The organism is Streptomyces sp. NPDC006458 (assembly GCF_040612135.1).
In the GTDB taxonomy this organism is placed as follows: domain Bacteria; phylum Actinomycetota; class Actinomycetes; order Streptomycetales; family Streptomycetaceae; genus Streptomyces.
The window spans coordinates 1-21,758 of record NZ_JBEXPR010000048.1 but is presented as its reverse complement, the minus strand read 5'-3'; the positions used below and the strand labels follow the sequence as shown (position 1 = coordinate 21,758).

Sequence of the window (21,758 nt, the reverse complement as noted above, 5' to 3'; positions counted from 1 at the left end):
CCGGTAGACCGGGTGATCGCAGGGGGTACCGTCCCGTCGGGGACGACACTGAGCCGGACGAGGCTCCCGATGGCGCGGCAGGCGCATCGGCCCCGGCCGGGAATCAGGACTCCGTCGACAACACCACCGGCTGACAGAGGGTCACGGATGCCTGTCACAGAACCGGACGAGGTTGCACGTCAGCGGCGACTGGAAGCGTTGTTCAACGCCGTGCCCGCGCTGCGTACAACCGTCGCCTGGGCGAACCTGTCCTTCGGCCCCTTCGTGGCGGGCGGCGAGCCGCACGAGTTCGATGCGCGGCACGCCGCGCATCTGATGCCAGGCCTGGCATCACCGCCCCTGGGGGAGGACTGGGCGAACGATCAGGCTCTCACGCTCGCTCTGCTGACGCCGGGGCAGCTGCTCATCGACCGGGACACGGCGGCTGACCAAGCGGAACATAAACTCCGTGAGGCTGCCGAGTCGTTGGATCCGCAGTCGTTGGTGAACGCGGTGACCGCTGCGCGGCTGCTCCTCGAGCCCGGCCGCGGCAGGAACCCGGACGCCTCGGTGGGGCACTTACTCCTCGGCTCGGCGCTCCTGCTCGCGGCGGATGACGAAGAGGCCTGGGCCGAGGGCATGGACGAGCTGCGCAGGGCCGCTGCGTCCCCAGTCCCAAGGTTCCGTATCGAGGCGCTGGCCCGGCTTGCCGTCGGGTACGTGATCGCCTTCTCGCACACCGGTTTCGCACCCCAGCTGGACACAGCGGTCGAGTACATCCGCGAGTGCATCGAGAAGGACGGAGCAGCCCAGGTCGCGGCGAAGAGTCGTCTGCGGGCCATCGCGGCCATCGTCTTCCACACGCGGTACACGGTCACGGGTAGCTGGCAGGACAACGAGGCCGCGGTGACCCAGGGCAGCGCGGCGCTCTCCACGCTGCCCGCAACCTGCGCGTACCGGTCGCTGCTCGTGATGACCGTCGGCTGTGCCGCTATGCAGCGGCACGGCCTTCTAGGCAGGCCCAAGGACCTGACGCTCGCTGACACGCTGCTGCAGGAGGCGCTTGCCACAGTTCCTCAGGATTCGAAGCACTGGCTCTACCTGTACGGTGACGCCGCTGCAGCTCGGTGTCTTTCGGACACCGCCGCCGGGTTGTCGCGGCCGGTAGTCGATGAAGCCTTGCGGCTTCACAGTGAGCTGCCCGTGCTGCATCCGGCACGCATCACGCTCGGCCTGTATATCGCCGACGTGCTGCGTCGGCTGCCCTGGCCTCAACCCGAGGAGAGAGCAGGCGATTCGGATGACACTCTGGCTGTCGCCCTTCTGACCGAGGGCATCACACTGTTCGGCGCCATCCTGAAAGAGATGAACTCGGCTTCGGAGCAAGGGTTGTTCGTGCCCTGGGGTGACGCCCTGGCGGCACACGGATGGTTGCTGTGTCTGCGCGCCCATCGCACCAAGGACGCCGGAGGCCTCAACGAGGCTGTCGGTTACGCGCAGGCGGCGAGCAAGATGCCCCCCGACCGCATGATCCAGCGCCCTGTCGTCCTTCTGCGGGCTGGCCAGGTCTTGCTGTATGCGTACACGGCGCTCCAGGACACCGGGCTCCTCACCGAGGCTGTCCTCCCGCTGCGAGAAGCCTTTCGGGCGGCGAAGGACTCCCTGTCTGGCGCTGAACTCGCCCCGTACCGAGCCGCGCTGGCACTTGCACTCGAAGAACAGCTCTCCCACCAGCGGTCGAGTGACCAGATGCTGAGCGGCCGCACCGACGACAGCACCAGGGAGCTTCACTGCCGGCAGCGCGATCGGTGGGAAGAGGACATGGCGCAGCTCGCGGACGAGACGGTGGGGATCGTCGTGCCGCTCCTTGACGAAGTCGGCGAACAGGACGCCGACCACCGGTATTTCCAGTGGTGCTTGGGTCATATCGTCGATGCCGTTGCGCGATGGCACGACGTCGCCGAGGAGGCGCCGGACCCTGTGTTGCTCCTCCAGCAGTGCACTTCGGGTGTGTCGACCGAATCACCGGAACGCACCCGGTACTTCGCCAGTCTGTCTTCGGCGCTCGATGCTGGCGAGGACAGGCACGACACCGCCGCCACTTGCCGCGCTGCGGCGCTGGCACCGACCCGTGACCTGCGCGGTCGACTCGAGGCCGCGCACATGTGGCTCGGCCTGACTTTCGAGACGCAGTGGCGCGATCTGCCGGCTCGGGAAGCGGCCGAGTCGGTTGTCGGACTTCGTTTGCGGCTGCACGAAGCGTTCCCGGAGACCGGCCAGCGCCTTGCTGTGCTGGGAGAGGAGCCGTGGGCGCCGCAGGTCGCGGCGTGGGCGATGCTGGCGGCCGGGCGCGCCCTGGGGAAGCCGGAGCGCGGCATTGAGGACGCTGTACGGGTTCTCGACACCGCTCGCTGCACCCTTGCGCACCGAATGTCCCCGCGTCTGCCGGACACCGGCTACGACTTGGACGCGCTCAGGCGGGATGCCGAGGACGGCCCCTTGGTCCTGCTCAACCCCATCGACCGGGGATGCGAGGCAATCCTCGTATGCCGGGACGGGGTCGAGGCACGAGAGCTCCCTGTGACCGAGGAGGTGGCCAGAAGTATCCATCTGAAGTTGGTCGAGGGCCTGCAGCGGTCCGAGGACGCCGGCTGGCAGGAGGAGAACAAGAAGACTCAGCTGGTCGCGCAGGCGCAGGTCGCGGAGGCACTCGCCCTCGTCTGGCAGAACGTCACCCGGCCCGTCCTTGAGGCGCTCGGCCTGCACCGCCCGGACGCGGCCGGTGCGAGCCGTCGCATCTGGTGGATACCCGCCGGCGCTCTGGCGCTCCTGCCGCTGCATTCGGCGCTGCCCCGGCCTCAGGACGGTGATGCGCCTGAGCACGAGCGTCTTGGCGCCCTCGGCTTGGTGACCTCGTCGTACGCGTCGTCCCTGAGCATGCTCCGGGCAGCACGGGCTGGCCGTACTGCACCGCCCGCTCCACCCGGAATCCTGGCCGTCGCGGGGGCCCCCGGGCTTGTCGACGCTGAGGAGGAAGCGCGATCCATTGCCGCCGAGTTCCCGCAGAGCCTTGCCTTGGTGAACCACGCCGCCACCCGCGCGCGGGTGCTGCGCGAGCTGTCGGGCTACCCCTGGGCCCACTTCGCCTGCCACGCCATCAGTCAGACATTCAGCTCCAGCAGTTGCATGGGAGAACTGCTGGTGCACGACCACAACCGGACGCCGCTGACCGGACTGGACATTGCCCAGCTTCACCTTCCCGGAGCGGAGCTGGCTTTCCTCTCCGCCTGCGAGACCGCGACCCCGGAGGGCTTCAACACGAACGAAGCCTTTCACTTGGCGTCCGCCTTCCATCTAGCTGGCTACCGGCAAGTCATCTCGACTCTGTGGCCGGTCGAGAGCTTTGCCGCTAAGGAGATGGCACTCGCGTTCTATGCCGAGGTGCGTGCGACGCATGGTCGTCCCGCCGCGGAGTGCATCCAGGCCGCGACGCTGCGGTTGAGAGGCAAGTACCCGAATCTCCCGCTGCTCTGGGCGGGGCACACACACTCGGGGGCCTGAGCAGTCCATATGCATGCCGTCGACGCGGCCGCGGCGGTGTAGGCGGGGCAGTGTCGTCGTCTCTACGCTGGCAGTGAGGAGGCGGTGCCGGATGGGTTCGTTGAACGGCTAGCTCGAGGTACGACAGGCGGCGGTCCGTGCCCGGGTGGAGGAAATCGGAGGTGAGATCGCCGTGTTGATGGCCCGGCTGGAGGCGGAGCGGGAGCGTCTGAAGCGTTTTGACGGTGACCCGGGAGACGCTGGAGGAACTCGCGGCGGACGGCGTACGGGTCGCTACGGCGCGTTGTACCGCGGCCAGAGCAGAAGACGGATCGACGTTCGAATTTGCAAGAGCCCTGACCTGTCTGGGCTCGCTATATTGACGGGTGGACACTCTTCGCCCGCGCGCCGGTTCAGGAACGCAGCCTCACTTACCTGATACAGCAGCTCACCAACCCCCCTCTGCTGACCTGCTCTTCGGATCTGCCGCCCGGGCGGCGAGGTACTCGGCCCAGTCGCGTCGGGCGTAGGCGACCCAGCGGAGCGCGGTGTGGCGGTGCATCCCGGTCACGTCGGCGAGGATCGGGCTGGGGAGATCAGCAGCGAGGGCGGCCAGTGCGCCGTTGCGCGCGGTGCGAACCGGGATGCCGTGCCGGTTGAGTTTCTGGGTCATGCCGTGCGTTGAGATCGGCTTGCCCGGGACCATGCCGGGGAAGAGCCACCGGGGGCCTGGGTGTGCTCGCGAGAGCTGCGGCCGCAGTTCGGGTTGTTCGGCAAGTTGCCGAAGGAGCTTGGCGAGCCGTGGAGGCAGCAGGACGGGGTGGCGGCCCAGGACGAGGTGGGCGTGCTTGTCGCCGAACCTGAGGTCTTCAGGCGTCAGATGGCAGAGACGTTCGGTGGACGGACCGAACAGCAGGGTGATCGCGCCGCCGGCCCGGACGTCCGTGGGCAGGGCATCGTCGGTCAGGCAGTGTTGGAGGAGCTGCCAGCGATCATCGTCGTCGAGCAGGTCCTGGGGCTCCTGCCTCGGGAGGGAGGGGACGGTCAGCTCGCGGGTGAGCCGACGGCTCGTGGTCCACTTCAGGAAGTACCGGATCAAGTAGCGGCGCTGGCTGGTAGCCTCGGTGATCCAGTCGTCGATGTGCTCCTGGGCGAGGTCGGCGAGGGCCAGGCCGCGTTGGTCGATCCAGGCCAGGAAGTCCAGGGCGACGCTGACGCGGCGGCGCAGGTCGCGGTCAGCGGAGGCGGGGTGGCGGCGGGCGGCGGCCCGTTGGCGGGCCCGCCGAAGCAGGAACCAGTTCAGGAACGGGCGGGCGAGGTTGGCGTGCGCGGCCGGCTTGTCCGAGAGCTCGTGCTCCAGCCAGCCGGGAATGCGTTCGAGGTCTTCGTTCCGCTCGTCCAAGATGCCGGTGTGGACGAGGAGTTGGCGGATATAGCGCTGGTTCCGGCTGGGCGGGAGCTCATCCAGCAGCTCGTGGCTGAGTTCGTGTCCTTCGGCCGTCAGGTGGGCGAGGAGCTTGGTGTTCGGGCTCTCCTTGAGCCACTGGATGGCGGGGAACGGTGAGGGGGCGTCCGCCAGCGCGGCCGCGAGCGGTTTCAGCTGTGGGGTGACCGTGCCGCCCGGCCCGGCCAGCAGGGCGTTGACCCGTTCGGCGAGGACGCAGTGAGCGCATCGGCCGCGGCTGTGGGGATTGCCAGCCCGGCCGCACTGCTTGCAGGTGTAGTCGGCGGCGAAACCGACGCATGGCCCGCAGACTTCGGCGCCGTCGTCACCTCGAGCGATCAGCGGCTGGACCAGGCCGCAGCGGGGGCACTCGGCCGGTGACCGGAGCACGGCGGTGTAGCAGACGTGGCAGACCGGTCCGATGGGCCACCGGGTGGTGCTCGGCTTAGTTTTGCCGCAGCGAGCGCACGGCTCGCCGGTGCGATGGCGCTGGTAGCAAGTGGCGCAGATTGGCTGACCCTGGGCATCGCGGCTGGTGCAGGGGCGGACCCGGCTGCAGATCGAGCAGGTCACTTCGGGGCCTCGGTAGCAGCCGTCGCAGAGGTCCGGCTGCCCGTTTCGCGCATTGCACGCTATGCGCTTGATCTGTCCGCATCGTCCACAAAGGCGCCTCGGCCGGCGGTGGCGGTTGTAGCAGAGGCGGCAGAGCGCTCCATCGTCGTCAATGAGGGCGGCGGCTGCGGTCTTTCCGCAGCTCGCGCAGGTGTGCAGCGGGCGTTTCCAGCAGCTCCTGCAGACGGCGCGTCCGTCCTCACGGCGAACAGCGGGAGCTCGGGACTGGCCGCACTCGGCGCACTCCTCGAAGATCTCCGGGTCCGAGTGGTAGCAGGTGTAGCAGATGCGGCCCTCGGGGCGCCGGGCCGCGATGCGTACGTTCTCGCGGCTGCAGCGGGTGCATGTCGCTTGCCGGCTCCTGGCGTCGCATGTGGCGCAGAGCCGTCCTTCAGGGCGGAGTTGGCGCAGGTCGCTTCGTACCTTTCCGCAGTGTGCGCAACCGGGACGGGCCACAGGGTGCCCGGCGTCGTGCAGGACTTCCGCGAGCCGCAGCAGAATCGGCGGGCAGAGCGAGCTGCCGGACGTCATTGCGTCGGGGTGAGTGGCGAGGTGTCCGGCCAGTTCCTCCAGGTAGCGGGCCGCCCCGCGGGTGGGGATCGGCACCGCGGTCACCAGCGCGGCCTCGGCGTCCTTGCGTCCGAGCGATGGCAGAGCCGAGGTGAGGTGGCCGACGGCGGCGGCCGTCGCGGCCTCCAGACGGGCGGCCTGCGCGGCGAGCCGGGCGACGGTTGACGGGGCGGTCGGAGAGGATGCGGTCATAGGCCCTCCGGCCGTCGGATCGAGGTCCGGCGCACGGCCGGAAGCGGGCCGGGCGTCTCGCCGCCGGCGGTCTTGCGGACCTCTTCGTTGACGACTTGGACCTCGATGAGGTCGTTGGGCTGGCAGTCGAGGATGTCGCACAGAGCCGCGAGGGTGTCCATCGACAGCCGCTGCGGCGGCTGCGTGACCAAACGGAAGACCTGCTCGCGCGAGAGGTTGACGCCCCGTTCGGCCAGCAGCGGCACCAGGTCGGTGGTCTGGAACATCTCCCGGTCGGCCATGAGCTTGCGCAGGTTCCAGCGGTAGCCCATCTTCTTGATCACTTCGGGTCCTCCCAGATGCCGGGGTATCGCTGGCCCAACTTCTTGTGCACCAGCCGGTTGCGGTACTCGTCCGAGACGCCGGTATAGAGGGCTGTCGTGCTGGCATAGCCGTGACCGGCCTGGTCTTGGATGAACCGTTCCGGGTAATCAAATTCGGTCAAATGTGTGATATAGGAATGTCTCAGGCAGTGCAATTCGAGTTCTTCGGGCAGGTCGGCGGCCTGCTTCGCGGCCTCGAAGGCTTCGTTCGCCGAACGGCGTGACAGGCGCCCGGAGCGTTCGGTGACCCAGATCGCGGGTTGCTTGCCCACGTTGAAGCGGGGCAGGACCTCGGTCAGGTAGTGGTCGAGGTCGTCGACGATCCAGTCCATCTCGGGGACGGTGAAGATGGTGCGGCGCTTGGGCGGGCTGCCTTTGGAGGACTTGCCCCAGCGTACGAACACCGCTCCGTGGCGCTTGTATTGCGGGGCCTTTGGGTTGCGCCGCAGGTCGGCGAGGTCGAGGCCGACGTTCTCCCGGCGCCGCATGCCGTAGGCGTAGTAGGTCTTGAGCAGGGCGGAGTCGCGCATCGCGGTCAACGCGCCCTTGCGGCCGCGCTTTCGGATCTCTTCGACCCGTCCGTCGGCGGCGTCGAACAGGTCTTGGATCTCGTCGTAGGTCAGTGGCCTGCGGCTCGGGTCGCCCTCGTACTCGCTGACGTGGGTGACGGTATTCCACTCGTGCAGGATCTGGACCGGCACCTCGCCGAAGCGTTCCCGGCAGACGGACATCCAGCCGTAGCGCGGATCGGTGATGAACTCGCAGAACAGTCGCAGGTGGTTCTGGTAGTTGCGGCCGGTCGCCACCGTGAACGTCGGCGTCTTCGTGCGCAGGTGGTCGATGAACGCCTCGAACTCCGCCGGCTGCCACTGCCACGGGTACTGGTTGGAGTACTCGGCGAACCGACGGACCAGCGACAGCCGCGGCTTGATGGTCCCGTCCCACTTCAGAAAGCGGGCCCGCTGCTGCTTGGTCCACCCCTCCAGCATGGCCTCGAATACGGCGGGCGCGGGGTCCATGTAGGAGATCCCGTCCACGAGCATCAGATGTGCCGCACCTGCCAAATCGGCCGCTTTCGCCACTCCAACCTCCGTTGCGTTAGACGCATCATTGTTGGGACGGCATCAGTGGAGCGCAAGAGTTGCTGGTAGATCGCCTGCGCGGTGCGAGAGGACGGCGGAGCAGGGGCCCATCACCTGCTGATTCGCGTGTACTTGGACCCTGCGGAGTGCCACATCAGATGCAACTCCGCCCCGTTCTCACCCGGCCGCATGCCCGACAGGTAGGCGATGACGACGAAGCACGCGGTCGCCAAATGCATGACCATCTGCGGCAGTTCGCGCAACCCGATCGGCTGGATGCGCCAGGGCACGCCGTGCAGAAGGGCAGTGATGCCGCCGAGAGGGGCGTCCGAGGCGAGCGGCAGGCCGAGGTCTCCCGCGATGTCGAGGATGCCGGGGCTCACCCGGCGGACCTTGTCCTTGTGGACGCCCAGCAGCCGCGCGAGGTGGGGGACGTCGAGCACGACGTTGCCTTCTCGCCCCGTCTTGCCGGGCAAGCTGCCCCCGGAGGCGGCCAACTGCCGCACGTAGGCGCCGGCCCGGTCCGCGACCGGCGTACCCCGGCCCGGTGCGAAGGAACGCGTCACCGGATGGGTGCCGTTCATGAGGTGGCGGTACTCGCTGAGCGCGTCGTGGATGTCGGGCGCGAAGTCCTCCACCATCCGCAGCGCCCAGCCCAGCAGGGCCTCCATCGTCTCCGGCGGGATCCGCAGCGTGCGGTTGTGCCGGGTCTTCACCACGGCGTCCGCCAGCTCCAGGCTTGAGGCCGCTCCGAAAGGCCGGGAGCCCGCGACGCGGCACGACGCCGGCAGGTGGTCCCGGTAGGCCCACAGCACGCGCACCGCATGCAGCAGATGGGCCCGCCGGCCGGGGCTGCGGGCCAGGTCGAGCACGTGGGCCCGGTAGCGGTCGAGGTCGTCCCCGGTGATGTCGCACAGCTCCCGCACGCCCTGGGCAGTCAGCCACTAAGTGAAGACCAGCAGGTCGTCCCTCCACGTGCGCAGCGTCCCCAGGGCGGCCGAATCCCCCGGCGGGCCGAGCGTCAGGACCGCCCGGCGGGGATGGTCCAGCACGGCGAGGGTGAAGGCTTTGATGGGGCGCTCGAAGCGGCGCGGGAACTTCGCCCAGTGCAGGCACCGCCCGACCGAGTGATCATCGGCCTGCGCGTGGTCCAGCACCCAGACTGCGTCGGCGAAGCGGGACAGCTCGGCACGGGCCACCCCGGGGCGCAGTTTCCTGCCCCGCAGGACGATCGTGTCGGGCGTTGGCCACGCCACGTCGGCCTCGGTCGGCGCGGTAGCAGGGGTGTCGATCACAGGTCCAGTCGTCCTTCCAGCAGGTCCTCGGCCAGGCGCCGGTCGCCCTCGGTGAGCTGTCCGCGGGCCTGGTCCCGGTCCGCGAGCGTGTAGTGCGGCGATGCGAGCAGGTGGGTCAGCCCGGCGAAGGCGTCCTCGTAGCGGAACGCCCACACTTCTGGGTCCATGTGGCCGCGCAGCTGTGCGAGCCGGTCGTGGACGTGGACCTGGACGGGCAGGTGATGGGGCAGCGCGCGGGCGTTGCGGCAGCCCAGGCACGCGAGGAACGAGGCGGTGCACGGCTCGCCTGCTGGTGTGTCCGGTCCGTTGCGGTGGTCGGTGCAGCTCGCCAGGACCGTGTCCTGCCGGCCGGCGAGGACGCCCTTCAGGGCGGTGACGTCCACGCCCATCTCCGCTGCCGCTCGTTCCGGCTCCGCCGCGGCCATCGCCACGAAGTCGGCACCGAACACCGGCACCTGCTGGACGGCACGGGCCTTGGCGACCTGTCCTTCCAGCGCCGACTGCACGATGCCGCGTCCTTCGCGCTGCACCGCGGGGCTGCGCTTGAGGTAGTGGTCGTTCAGATTGCGACTGGAGTGCGCGACCGGGCGCCGCAGGCGCTCCAGCGCGGTCTGCCGAAGCCGCAGCACCTCCACACTCGGCTTGCCCGCGCCCTCACCCGGGCTCGGCCTTCGCTGGGCGGCGCCGGCCGGTGCCTTCTGCTCCTTGGCCGCCGGGGAGGCGGTCCCGCGGCGGGGCAGCAGCGGGAAGCCGCGGCCCGCCGCCCAGTCGGAGGTGTGGCCGGAGGTCACGCCCGCAGCCCACCGGCCGAGGCTGGTCTTCGACGCCCGCGCGTACCCGAACGCCAGGCCGTGGCCGCCACGTCGTCGCGACAACTCGGTCAGCTCCAACAGCGCCCTGTCGGGTCGGAGCCTGCGCTGGCAGTGCCCATGACCGGGTGCCGTTGTGCACGTACCACCGCGAGCGTTGGCGCCGCCACCGGCACGAGATGGGCATGTAGGGCACGGTCTACGAGGGCCTGGATGCCTGGGCTGCCGTGCAGCCTCCGTGGCTGACCGGCTTCCAGTTCTCGCTGGTCACACTGCCCGAGCCCCATCGATCTTCCTGGCGTCCAGCGACACCGACCCTCCCCAAACACGACGTCGGCCTTCACGACCACAACGGGTCACGGAGGCCGACGTCACGTTCAGCTCCAGGATTCGCCAACGGTGTCCTTCATCTGCCGGGGGCGCTGCGTTCGGACTCCGGGATTCTCACCCCCCCTGGAGTTCCTCATGTTCTGCGGCTTCTCTGCGCATGAGCTCCCTGCCGTGTCCGGCACTTGGCGGAGATCTGGCCGATGAGTTCCCAGAAGCACACCAGGGCCGTGACCGGTGGAATTCCGAACATCACGAATGCCATGAGTGAGCGGGACGAGTGGCCGACGGACAGGGCTGCCGCCGTGGCCGAGGACGTGAGGAGAACGCCCCAGGAGCGGTGCGCGCGCCGGTGCTGCACAGTGGCCCGCAGAATCGACAGAGCGGCGACGAACCACGGCCCGTACACCGCCAGCGGCCACCACTGGGCCATCTTGTCGGGCAGCATGCCCTCGGCGATCGTGCGGAGCTGGCCGTAGGTGTAGGCGACCGACCAGCCCAGCAGGCACGCCGCGCACACGGCGATCGCGGTGATCAGGACCGTGCCGGTGGTGATGCGCCGACCGGCCGGAAAGTGCGGCTTGTGCCGCATGCGCCGCCGGTCGACTCTGTGAAGCGGTTGGTCCAGGGAGTCGTGGGGAGCGGGCTGCCGGCTCGTCGAGGCCGGATACAGCATGGCAGCGAGCTCTTCGTCCGGGTCCCAGCTGTCCCCCACGGTGGCCTGCGGCCCGTCGTCCCAGGACTGCTGGACCGGGAAGGGAATGTCGTACTGGCTCAGCGACTCCTGTCCTGCCCTCGGAGGGTAGGGCTGTGCGTAGGGGAATCCTTCATTGCTGTACCTGTCCATTGGAAGTTTCTCCGCGCCCTCTTTCAGGGCGTCGTGTCGAGCGCGCGAGACACGGACGACATTACGGCGGCATTGCCGTGATGCAGTCTTTGAGTCGCCTTCAGGTGCTCGCTTTCGAGTCCATTGATCGCGTTCAGGAAATCGACCAGCAGGCCCGAGAGAGGGCCGATTCATACTGTGGCGGTGGTGAACACATGGCCGCCGTTCGCTGACGAAAGTCTCACTACTCCCCATTCTTCGTGATCTGTCACGCCCGCATAACGAGCATGACGCAGGGGGTGGATGTGCTGCATTCGGAGGAAAAATCGGCCCGAACGAGCTACCAGGACGCTCGAATGAAAAATTTAGCCGATAAAAGCAGGAACCAGTTGATGGAGTTGCCTCCGCATGGTCGTCAACTCGTCGCCCGCGCAGCTGGATTTATGGCTCCGGGGGTGATCTCCGGTGAGCCGGGACGCGGTGCGAGCGAGTGTCGCAGCGGCCTCTGCGGGACCACCATGAAGAAACGTTCCCGTCGCTTTGGAGGTCGCGCGGATAGGCGCATTGGGGAACACCGGCAACAGAACGGGCACAGATCCCGGAGACTTCCTCGCCGTCATCCGCGCCGACGAACACGCCCACCGGCCGGGACCGAACCACGTGATCCAGCTGACCTGCCACGAGATCCAGCACCCGTTCCTCACCGTCGCCGTCCGACCTCTCGACGGGCTGGCCCACCGACTCGGCTGGACCGACTGGCGACGCCGCCACCAGGCGCGATCACAGACCAGCCATTACCGACGACAGACCGCATCGCAGGGCATGAAGATCACAAACTGCAGCAAGGCCCAGCACCCGGTACTGCCCCGGCAGCCGGCCGACACCGTCTACAGTTCGACGCTCTCGCCAGGGCGGAGCCGCCGGATGTCGGCACCTGACCGCCTGGCCTCCATGGCGAGTACGTCGTCCAGGACCTTCAGGCCCCACTCGTTGAGGAGCCCGTCATGAATGGCGTACGCACGGAGCGGTGACATCCGGCGCAGGTAGCCGATCATGTCGGGCACCGTCAGCCACGGAGCCTGGCCAGGCAGCAACAGCGTCGGTGTATCGACCACGGTCAACGCGTCGCCCGGGTGGAAGACCTCCCCGTCGATCAGGAACCCGACATTGTCGACGGGAGACGCATCCGGGTGGCTGAAGTGATGCTTGTCGCCCGCCACTGACACCTCGAAGCCCGCGACGGAGAAGCTGTCGCCGTCGCGGACCACATGCACGCGCTCGCCGAACCCGTTCAAGTGCCGGGCAACCCCGGCACAGGTGTAGATGGCCGACGGGACCTCGCGCAGACGCCCCGGATCGAAGTGGTCAAAGTGTTCATGCGTGATGAGGACGGCCTCGGCTCCCATCAGCGCGTCCGCCTCGGTAGTCATCACACCCGGGTCGATGACGATCGCCGAGCCGTTCCTCTCCAGACGTACGCATGCATGACCGAACTTGGAAATCCTCATGGCCTTCACCCTGCCAACCGAACCAGCAAGGCACACCTACGTTCGCGATCAGCCGAAGTGGACGGACGGGCATCCCGTGGCTTGACTGTGCCGACACGCGGAAGATCACGAAGCTCAGCCCGCCCCGCACCAGCTGAAAGTCAGTGTGGCCCCGATTCCGCCGGCTGCACGGGCGATGCTGGTGAAGGTCCGCTCGCCACTGCCGATAGCCGCCAGCACCGTACGCTTCTGACCTGCACGTTTTGCCAGATCAGTGACGTGATGGTCTGTCACCCGCTACACGTTGAGGCGGAACGTTCGACGCACCTGCTCTGACCTGCTCCCTGCTAAGGAAAAGGGCCGTTGAACTGCGGAAACAGCTCGCGATCGAGATCCAGGTCAACGGCCGTAGCTCCGCCCCCGTCGAATTCACCGTCGTCGAGTGACGGGCGCGGGCGGACCGGCTCACATGATGGGCGGCCGCCCGGCCATGAACGTCTCTGCCGGTCACGGCAGTCAGTCGCGTGCGTGTGGCTCGGCCCTTGCCTCGTCGGGGCCGTCCGTGTCACCCGCTGTCGTCCAACGTCGCGCGTACCGGTATCCCCAGAAGCCTGCCGCGAGCGCGCTCAGCCACATCCAGGGCTCGGGGTTCGCCCCGGCGACCGCGCAGAGGCCGACGGCGATCGGCCCGCCGGCGAGCGCGGGGATGAGAGCGAATCCGGTGCGGTGCGCGGGGTCGACCGTGGCCATGCCGTCATCTTGCCCGAGAAACCCGGGGCGGCACCGGTTTCCGCCATCGAATCCGTCGCGGACACGCCCCGCCTTTGAGCTGCGGTGTTGGTGAGGTCACAGGCCGGTGAGGATGCGCGCCAACTCGTCGACGAGCGCGATGAGTCGAGCACGTTCGGCTCCGTGGCGGCCACGGCGGAACCCGCGCCGGCGGCCGCCGTAGGCGGCCTGGACCGCACTGAACTGCGCCCACCGTCGTGCGTTCTCCCGATCGAGCTCGGCGGCGCTGGTGAAGGCGTCGAGGGTGCGGCGGATCCCCCTGGCCAGGTCTCCCTGCTCGGCGAGGACGACCGACCGGGACTTGGTCAGCGTGCCGCAGTCGTACGCCCGGTCGCCCACCCAGCCCTTCGGGTCGACGGCCAGCCAGGGCTCTCGGATGCCCGCCAGGATGTTCCGCGCGTTCAGGTCGCCGTGGATGAGGGTGTCCGGCTGGTGGTGCGCGAGGGTGCGCACCGTCGCCGTCGCGGCCTGCACCGTCCGGGACGGCAGGGCGTCCGGGAAGTCCCGGGCGTCCCGGCGTAATTGATCCTCCCACCCGGCGGCCCGGTCTTGAAGCCGGGGCAGTCCGGCGGGGGCGGGGACGGCGAGGCGACGGCTGACGTTCCCCGCAATCACCGCCACCTCGTCGCCCTCCGCGGCCTGGGCCAGCGTCGTGGGGTGCGCCCGCTCCAGGAGCATGGCGAACCGGTCGTCGTCCCGCTCGTGCAGCAGGACCGCTCCGCGCCCGCCCCAGGCCGAGAGCGCGTCCGGCTCGAACCGATTCTCCGGATGAGGAAAGGACACCTTCAGCACGGCAGGCTCGGTCGTCTTGCGCAGCACCGGGACAACGATCCCGACGCCCCCGTACAGCAGGTCACCGTCCGCCGTGCAGTCCCAGCGCTCGGCCACCTCCCGCGCCGTGGCCGGGAGAGCGGAGAGCCATGCCGAGCCGGCCGGGCCTTCACGGCCCACGGTGACCCGCACGAACGCCTCCGGAAGAACGATCACCGGCGCACCGCCCGGCCGGGGCACGCGGCGCCGTGCCGGTGCGCGGCTCCTACCGGTCGGCCGGTCACCGCCGTGCCGGCCACTGCTGCTCCAGGAAGCGCCGGAGCTCCGGGGTGGTCGTCGGGAGCTTGTCCAGGGCGCGCACCCACTGGTGGCGATCGTGCTCGGACAAGGTGACCGGGCCCGGCTTCTCCGGCGTGCAGACGAAGACGAACTGGCGGCTGGTGCGGCCGCGGGCGTTGGTGTAGTCGAAGTGGCCCGCGTAGCGGTCGATGGTGATGGTGAGGCCGGTCTCCTCCATGATCTCGCGCGGGAGGGCGTCGATGATCGACTCGCCTCTCTCGAGCCGGCCGGCCGGGGTCTCCCAGGTGCCGCCGAGGTAGTCGTCCGGGTTACGGCGGACGACCAGGAGGCGCTCGTCGTGCACGACCAGGCCGCCGGCGACGAGGGTGTGGATTCCGTCGCGGTGGGCCTGGTCTTCGAGCTCGGCGGCGAGACCGCGCAGGGCAGCGTAGCGGGCAAGCGGGCTCATCGGGCGGTCCCCGAGGTTCTTCGGGTCGATGAACGCGAGTGCCCGGCCGTCGGTGAGGGTCAGGGTGTCGGGGTCGCCGTCCCAGGTGCCGCGGAAGACGTAGGTGAGGTGCCCGTCGTCGGCGGCGTGGGTGAACAGGTGCGAGAGGCTCACGGCGGCTTCATCGAGGCCGACCTCTTCGTGGACCTCGCGCACGATGGTGCCGCGCGGGCCGGCATCGGCGGCCTCTGGTTTGCCGCCGTTGGGTGACCAGGTGTCCGGCCAGCAGGTTCCCGGGCTGTCGCCGCGCAGATGCATCAGGAGATGACCGCTCCGGTTGCCGATCAGGGCCAACGTGCCGTAGCGGTACGGCGGTTGGCGTGGCGTGATGAGCTCCAGGACGCGGCCGGTGTCCTGGCGGGTGGTCGGGTGCAGCGGGATCCGGTCGAGGTCGTCACGCGGGATGAGGGCGAGCTTGCGGCCTTCGGTGAGGGTCAGCGTGTCGGGGTCGCCGTCCCAGACGCCGTGGAAGACGTGGCGGGGGTAGCCGTCAGTGTGGGTGGAGAACAGGTGCGTCAGCCGGATGTTCTACAGACCGGTCTCTTCGCGCAGCTCCCGGCACGCGGTGGCGTGCGGGTCGGGGTCGTCGGGTTCGGCGCCGCCGCTCATCGGCGCCCAGGTACCCGGCGCCCAAATGCCCGGCTTGTCGTCGCGCAGGTGCATCAGCACCTTGGTCGCGGCCGGGTCCGTGATCACGACGAGGGCGCAGTACGGATCCTCGTCCGCCGGGCGGTCCTGGCGCGGCAGGCCCAGGCTCGACAGAACCCGGGCGCGCAGGACGGGGTCACCGAGTTCCGAGGGAGAGCGCCATTGCGCCGCACCGACCTCTTCGGCCTGCAAGGTCAGGCCGACCGGCCCGCGGGCGCGGAACAGGTAGCGGACGTCGTAGTGCACGTGGGCCGGCTCGTTCTTGTCCGGCCGGGCCGCGATCGTGTGGACGTCGATGTGCACAGGCGTGCCGTCACCGAACACTTCCAGCTCGGTGACGCCGGTCTCTTCGGCGATCTCGCGCCGGACGGCCTGCCCGAGCGTGCGGTCCGAGTCCTCCGGGTGGCCGCCGGGCTGGATCCAGCGGCCGGAGGCGAGGTGGTGGATGAGCAGGACGTCGTCGGCGTCGTTGATGACGACGCCCGAGGTGGTGACGTGGCCGTCGAACTCCCGCCTGTCGGTCACGTTGGCGCCGGCGGCGAGACGGTCCAGGAGAGGCTGGAGCAGCGACTGTTCGTCGGGGTGCCCGCGCAGGTAACCGGTGACGAGGTCCTGGAGGTGCGGGGCGGGAATGGTCATGGCTCTCCTGGTGACCTCGTGCGCGGTGCAGCTCCACAGGGGGTGCAGCGGGGGACGGCGCGTTCGAACGTAGCGGCCGATCTGCGGGCGCGGGCACGGAACGCGAGAACACCACCCGGGCGTGCGCCGGCCGCGTCGAAGGTGCCGATGCTAGCCGCCGTCGCGGCCGTCCAGGGGCGTGACGCTCCGGGTGCTCACCCGGCCGCGAACCAGATCGAGCCACTCTCGCGGGCGCCGGATTCCGGGCCGGCCCGGAGAGTTCAAGAATCCTTTCTCCCAGCATCATCCCAGTTCAGAGCCCCCCAGTTCGCGGGTGGCGGCTGACGTGAGGGCGGGTCCGGGATGACCGGATCACGGTGCTGGTGGCCGCGGATTGTCAGTGGCGTAGGCGAGGGTCCTTCCGCAGAGCACAGCCACACCACACCGAAGGAGACGGGTGCTGTCGACGCGTCATGCAATCCGCCGCTCGGGCTGCCGTCCCGCCGCCGTCCCCGTACGTGTGAATCGAACGAAGCGAGAGGAGCCGCCCACGCAGACGGCGCTTACCGTCCGCGTCCCGGCGTCGAACCTTCACTCGACTCGTCGCCCGCGGCTGCCCGTAGCGGCCCTGCGATCAGGTCCGTTGTCCGGGTGCTCTACCCCGTTTCCGAACCGAGGAGAAACCGTGAATCCCGTCCGCTTGGCCACCCTTCACCCTGCTCTTGAGAACCCTCCTGCTGCGGCCGCCGAGGCCCTCGCGCACCGGCGGCCCGTCGACGTGCGCCGCGTCCTGTTCGCCGCAGCATCACGACCGTCATCGGGGTGGGGGGCATGACCAACCACACCACTCCGCCCCCTGCCCTGCTCGCGTGGGCCAGCCGGGCACTCGACGCCCGTCCCGCCGTCAAGGACGTCAGCCATCCGCGCGAGAACTCCCGCGTCTGGCGGCTCGACCTGCCCAGGGCGCGCCGCTTCTACCTGAAAATCTCCCCCAAGGCCGTGATGTACGAGCGCGAGACGCTCGCGCTCCGAAGTGCCGCACCGGCCCTCGGCGCCGGCGGTGCGCCGCAGCTGCGCGCCTCGAACGCGGAGCATCTGGCACTGCTGCTGACCGCCGTCCCAGGACGGCCGCTCGAGCAGCTGAAGCTCTCGCCCGTGGAGGAAGCCCGCGCGCACCGGCACGGCGGCGCCCTGCTGGCTCGCCTCCATGCGGCCGGTGATCTGTCCGGTCCTCGACGGGCCGAGGCAGCGCAGGCTCTGCAGGCCGCGGCCCAGGGTGCCGAGGGGCACCTGGCGGCGGCCGGGGACCGGATGACCGCGCCGGAGCAGAAGCTCGTGCGCCAGCTGGCCGAGGAGCTGCGGGCCCTGCCGCCGCTGCCGCTCGCGTACATCCACGGCGACGCGTGGGACCGCAACCTCATGTGGTCGACCGCCCGGCAGCAGGCCGGATGGATCGACTTCGAGCGCTCCCGGGCCGCGACCGCCGTGCAGGACTTTGTGCTGATGGCCTGCTCCACCTGGACCGATCGGCCCGACCTGCGGGCCGCGTGCCTCCAGGGCTACGGCCGCAACCTCACCGTCGAGGAGCAGCACGCCTTGAAATGCCTGGCGGCGATCGACGCGGTGAGCTGCCTGGTCTGGGGACCGAAGCTCGACGACCCCCACCTCACCGCAGGCGGACAGCGCACCCTGGACCGGCTGATGGCGGGGGTGTTCGCATGACCGCACCGCACCACCGGACCGACTCCCCGGCCGCCGACGCAGCAGACGTCAGCGGCGAGGCGGCGTCCCTCCCGGCCGCGCGGACGGGCCCTCCGCAGCCCTCGGCCCCGCCGGAGCTCGACTACAACGGGCGCAAACACCGGCGGGCGATGGACGACGCCACCTTGTGGGACATGGCCCGCCGCATCCCCGCGGCCCTGATCCAGACGGCCCGCCTGGCCTGGAGCGTCGACCGGCGCATGGCCCTGACGATCGTCGTATGCCAGCTGCTGTCCGGAATCGGCACGGCCGTGATGCTCACCGCCATCGCGAAGGCCCTGCCGCAGCTGATGGTCGACGACCCCCGCCAGGGCCTGGCCCATGCGTGGCCGGCGCTGACCGTCGCCGTCGTCGCGATGGCCACCGGCGCGTCCACGTGGATCCTCGCGGACTGGGCGACCCGGCGCCTGAATCCGAAGATCGCCTCCGCCGCGGACCTGCAGCTCGTGGATCTCCACATGCGGGCCGAACTCGCCGCCTACGACGCGGAAGGGTTCGGCGACCGGAGCCAGGCGGCGGAGATCGGCGCGCTGCGCGCCGTCGACCTCGCCGACGACGCCAAGACCCTCACCAACGGACTCGTCCAGCTCGCCTCCGCGGCCGTGGTACTCACCACCTTGCACCCGCTGCTGCTCGGTGTGCTGCTGCTGTCCGTCGTTCCCCGCGGTTTCGGGGGCGTGATCGCCGCCCGGGTCGACTACCGCGTCCACGACCAGACCATCTCCGCCCGCAATGTCCGCGGCATGATGCGCTGGTGGCTGACGACGGCCGAGCTCGCCGACGAGCTGCGGGCCAACACCATGCGCGGCTACCTGCACTTTTGGTACCGGTCCATGTGTGACCGGGTCGAGTTGAGGGAGGTCGCCGGGGCGCGCCCGTATCTGCGGATCACGCTGCTGGCCGCCTCGCTCGGCGGCCTGTTCACCCTCGGCATGTGGGCCTCGCTCGCCGGCCTGGTCCTCGCCGGGGCCATGACGACCGCGAGCGCGGGCACCGCGGTCGTCGCCTCGCAGACCGCCGGCCGCGCCCTGAACTCGATCATCCGGTACTCGACGGTCATGTTCCACCACGGCCTCTACCTCTCCGACTACTACGAGTTCATCGACGAGATCCGCGCCATGACCACGGCCCGCGGCACCGCGCAGGCCAAGCCCCCGCAGCAGATCCGCCTGGAAGGCGCCTCCTACACCTACCCGAGCAAGGAGGCCGCAGCCGTCCAGCCGATCACCCTCACCCTGAACCGCGGCGAAGTCGTCGCCCTCGTCGGGGAGAACGGCGCCGGCAAGTCCACGCTGATCCGCATGCTCACCGGACTGACCGTTCCGACCGACGGCAAGGTCCTGTGGGACGACACCGACTTGGCCGACGCCGACCCGGAATCCGTGTGGCGGCAGGTGGGCCTGGTGCCGCAGAAGAACGGGCACTGGCCGCTCGCCGCCCGGGAGAACATCACCCTGGGCCAGCCCCGCGAGCACGGCGACGAACGGATCTGGGACGCGGCCGAACGGGTCGGCATGACCCAGGCCCTGCGCGAACTCCCGAAGGGACTGGAGACACTGCTCGCCCGGTCGGTGTGGGGCGGCCACGAGCTGTCCGGAGGTCAGTGGCAGAGGCTGGCCTGCGCGAGAGCGATGTACAGGGAGCCGGCCGTACTCGTCCTGGACGAGCCGACCAGCGAGATGGACGCTCGAGGAGAGCACCAGATCTTCCGGGAGCTGCGGGCCATGGCCCCGGACCGGATCACCGTGGTGGTCACCCATCGCCTCGACAACGTACGGATGGCCGACCGAGTGATCGTCCTCGACCAGGGAACCGTCCGGGAGCAAGGCTCCTTCGACGAACTCGTCGCGACCGAGGGGAGTTTGCTCGGCGAGCTGTACGCCCTCGCACAGGACCGCTGACCTGCGGCCACCAGCAGAGGTCAACGCGGGGCCGCGCAGCCGGTGCGGCCCCGCCCCTCCGGTTGCGTCCTGGGAAGTGGTGTACGGGTTCGACCTGATCCGGGGGTTTGCTCCGGCCTCAGAGTGAGGCCCACATAGACGAACGGCCACCGGCTGATCTTCGAAGTGTCGAAGCCTCGAAGGAGATCAGCACGATGACCGCACCGGACAGTCTGCCCCTGCACGCCCTCGCGGAAGACAACCTCGCCGCGGCGGGTCCGGATCTGCTGCGCGCGATGGTCAAGACGTTCGCCGACGCTCTCATGTCCGCGGAGGCGGATGCCGTCTGCAACGCCGAATACGGGCAGGTCAGCGACGAACGCGTCAACCACCGCAACGGCTACCGCCCACGCGAGTGGGACACCCGCGCCGGCACCGTCGAGCTCGCCGTCCCCAAGCTGCGCCAGGGCAGTTACTTCCCGCACTGGCTCCTCGAACGGCGCCGGCGAGCCGAACAGGCCCTCATCAGCGTGGTCGCCACCGCCTACCCGCTCGGCGTGTCCACCCGGCGGGTCGAGCAGCCCGCCGAGTCCCTTGGGGCACCCAGCTGTCGAAGTCCCAGGTCAGTGCGATGGCCCGGCACCTGGACGAGCAGGTCGCAGCGTTCCGCAACCGGCCGCTGGACGCCGGGCCGTATGCGTTCGTCTGGGTGGACGCGCTGACCCAGAAGGTCCGCGAGGGCGGCCGCATCAACAATGTCCACGCGCTGATCGCGGTCGGCGTCAACGCCGACGGGCATCGCGAGATCCTCGGCATCGACGTCGCCACGGCCGAGGACGGTGCGGGCTGGCCGGCCTTCCTGCGCTCGCTGATCGCACGCGGCCTGTCCGGCGTCCAGCCCGTCGTCTCGGACGCGCACGCCGGCCTCGTCAACGCCATCGGCGCCGTTCTGCCTGGCGCGTCCTGGCAGCGCTGCCGCACCCACTACGCCCGCAACCTGCTGAGCCAGGTTCCGAAAGCGGCCCAGCCGTGGGTGGCCACGCTGCTGCGGACGGTCTTCGAACAGCCCGACACCGACGCCGTCCGAGCACAGATGGCACACGTCCCGGACGCGCTGGAGGCCAAGTTCCCCAAAGCTTGACCCACTTGGACACCGCCCAGCATGACCTGCTGGCCTTCACCGTGTTCCCGCGTGAGATCTGGCGGCAGATCTGGTCGAACAATCCGCAGGAGCGACTGAACAAGGAGATCCGCCGCCGCACCGACGTGGTCGGCATCTCCCCCGACCGCACCGCCGTGATCCGTCTCGTCGGCGCGGTCCTGGCCGAGCAGAACGACGAGTGGACCGAGGCCCGCCGCTACATGGGCCGCGAACTCCTCGCCAAGGCCCGCCTCCACCCGATCGAGTCAGAAAACGACGAGTCCGTCCTGCCCGCCGAACTTCAGGACCAGCGTCAGGGCGCGTGCGGCCTGGCTGCGGCGGCGCAGCAAGTGTCCGAGCTGGGTGACCAGGTCGAGCAGGGCGGCGCGGACCGCGCGCCCGTCGAGGGTGTGCCGCTCGAAACCGGAGCGGATGCTAACCGTGGCGGGCAGAGCGTCGAGGCGCCAGCCCGAGCGCCTCGACCCCCATGCCGCGGTACGGCCTCCGGGTCGCTCAGCGGTACCGAAGGTCGCAGGTCAGCCGGCGGTGCCGGGCCGCGCTCGCTCCGGCATCGCACAGGTTGCCCGAGTAGGCTGAAACGCGTCTTCATCCGTGCTGTGGACCGGCGGCCCCACAGGCAGTTGCCGGGCGACCGGCTCGCACCACGGCGGCCCGGCGTTCTCCGCCCCTCCGGCGTCCGCCGGACGGCATCCCGGACTTCCTGGAGGCGTCATGACCGCATCCGGTCGGCTCCGCGCAACCGCTCTGGTCGGCTGCGCCGGTCTCCTGGCACTCGCCTGTACGGCCGAGGGCCCCTCTGCTCCGGTCAAACCGTCCG

Annotated in this window: 15 protein-coding genes and 1 pseudogene; 4 read left to right on the top strand and 12 right to left on the bottom strand. The window is 69.6% G+C overall.

The features are described 5' to 3' along the window. Positions 1-147: 147 nt before the first annotated feature. Entirely contained in the window at positions 148-3,540 is a 3,393-nt protein-coding gene (locus tag ABZZ79_RS37220) for a CHAT domain-containing protein (RefSeq protein ID WP_356696674.1), read from the top strand. A 427-nt stretch (positions 3,541-3,967) separates the two neighbouring features. Here ABZZ79_RS37220 and ABZZ79_RS37215 read toward each other — a convergent pair whose 3' ends face one another. The 12 genes from ABZZ79_RS37215 to ABZZ79_RS37160 form a co-directional block, all read right to left on the bottom strand. Beyond that, positions 3,968-6,337, bottom strand: a complete 2,370-nt coding sequence (locus tag ABZZ79_RS37215) for an XRE family transcriptional regulator (protein WP_356696672.1) — start codon at positions 6,335-6,337, stop codon at positions 3,968-3,970. Next, on the bottom strand, positions 6,334-6,660 hold the full coding sequence (locus tag ABZZ79_RS37210) for a helix-turn-helix transcriptional regulator (protein ID WP_356696670.1): 327 nt from the start codon (positions 6,658-6,660) through the stop codon (positions 6,334-6,336). Before ABZZ79_RS37210 ends, ABZZ79_RS37215 begins: the two co-directional genes overlap by 4 nt. Beyond that, a complete protein-coding gene (locus ABZZ79_RS37205) occupies positions 6,657-7,781 on the bottom strand; it encodes a tyrosine-type recombinase/integrase (RefSeq protein WP_356696669.1) in 1,125 nt (374 codons plus the stop codon). Before ABZZ79_RS37205 ends, ABZZ79_RS37210 begins: the two co-directional genes overlap by 4 nt. Positions 7,782-7,891: 110 nt before the next feature. Further along, entirely contained in the window at positions 7,892-8,707 is an 816-nt protein-coding gene (locus ABZZ79_RS37200; RefSeq protein WP_356696667.1) for a hypothetical protein, read from the bottom strand. 18 nt (positions 8,708-8,725) lie between these two features. Next, positions 8,726-9,076 carry a hypothetical protein gene (locus ABZZ79_RS37195; protein WP_356696665.1) on the bottom strand — a complete coding sequence of 117 codons (351 nt, stop codon included), beginning with the start codon at positions 9,074-9,076 and terminating at the stop codon, positions 8,726-8,728. Then, positions 9,073-9,951 carry a hypothetical protein gene (locus ABZZ79_RS37190; RefSeq protein ID WP_356696663.1) on the bottom strand — a complete coding sequence of 293 codons (879 nt, stop codon included), beginning with the start codon at positions 9,949-9,951 and terminating at the stop codon, positions 9,073-9,075. Before ABZZ79_RS37190 ends, ABZZ79_RS37195 begins: the two co-directional genes overlap by 4 nt. A gap of 397 nt (positions 9,952-10,348) precedes the next feature. Further along, on the bottom strand, positions 10,349-11,059 hold the full coding sequence (locus ABZZ79_RS37185) for a DUF2637 domain-containing protein (protein WP_356696661.1): 711 nt from the start codon (positions 11,057-11,059) through the stop codon (positions 10,349-10,351). 866 nt (positions 11,060-11,925) lie between these two features. After that, entirely contained in the window at positions 11,926-12,546 is a 621-nt protein-coding gene (locus tag ABZZ79_RS37180) for an MBL fold metallo-hydrolase (RefSeq protein ID WP_356696714.1), read from the bottom strand. A 495-nt stretch (positions 12,547-13,041) separates the two neighbouring features. Further along, on the bottom strand, positions 13,042-13,275 hold the full coding sequence (locus tag ABZZ79_RS37175; protein WP_356696659.1) for an MYXO-CTERM sorting domain-containing protein: 234 nt from the start codon (positions 13,273-13,275) through the stop codon (positions 13,042-13,044). Positions 13,276-13,371: 96 nt separating this feature from the next. Next, positions 13,372-14,301 (bottom strand): aminoglycoside phosphotransferase family protein, encoded by a 930-nt coding sequence (locus tag ABZZ79_RS37170; protein ID WP_356696657.1) that lies wholly within the window; start codon positions 14,299-14,301, stop codon positions 13,372-13,374. A gap of 64 nt (positions 14,302-14,365) precedes the next feature. Next, positions 14,366-15,202: an NUDIX hydrolase gene (locus tag ABZZ79_RS37165; protein ID WP_356696712.1), complete on the bottom strand. Its 837-nt coding sequence runs from the start codon at positions 15,200-15,202 to the stop codon at positions 14,366-14,368. 198 nt (positions 15,203-15,400) lie between these two features. Beyond that, positions 15,401-16,159, bottom strand: a complete 759-nt coding sequence (locus ABZZ79_RS37160) for an NUDIX domain-containing protein (RefSeq protein WP_356696655.1) — start codon at positions 16,157-16,159, stop codon at positions 15,401-15,403. Between the two features lie 810 nt (positions 16,160-16,969). Here ABZZ79_RS37160 and ABZZ79_RS37155 point away from each other — a divergent pair. The 3 genes and pseudogenes from ABZZ79_RS37155 to ABZZ79_RS37145 form a co-directional block, all read left to right on the top strand. Beyond that, the gene (locus ABZZ79_RS37155; RefSeq protein WP_356696653.1) at positions 16,970-17,860 is read left to right on the top strand and encodes an aminoglycoside phosphotransferase family protein; all 891 of its coding nucleotides are present in this window, start codon (positions 16,970-16,972) and stop codon (positions 17,858-17,860) included. Next, entirely contained in the window at positions 17,857-19,800 is a 1,944-nt protein-coding gene (locus ABZZ79_RS37150) for an ABC transporter ATP-binding protein (RefSeq protein WP_356696651.1), read from the top strand. Before ABZZ79_RS37155 ends, ABZZ79_RS37150 begins: the two co-directional genes overlap by 4 nt. Positions 19,801-19,994: 194 nt before the next feature. Continuing rightward, positions 19,995-21,758 (top strand): annotated as a pseudogene (locus tag ABZZ79_RS37145) (IS256 family transposase); the annotation flags it as partial.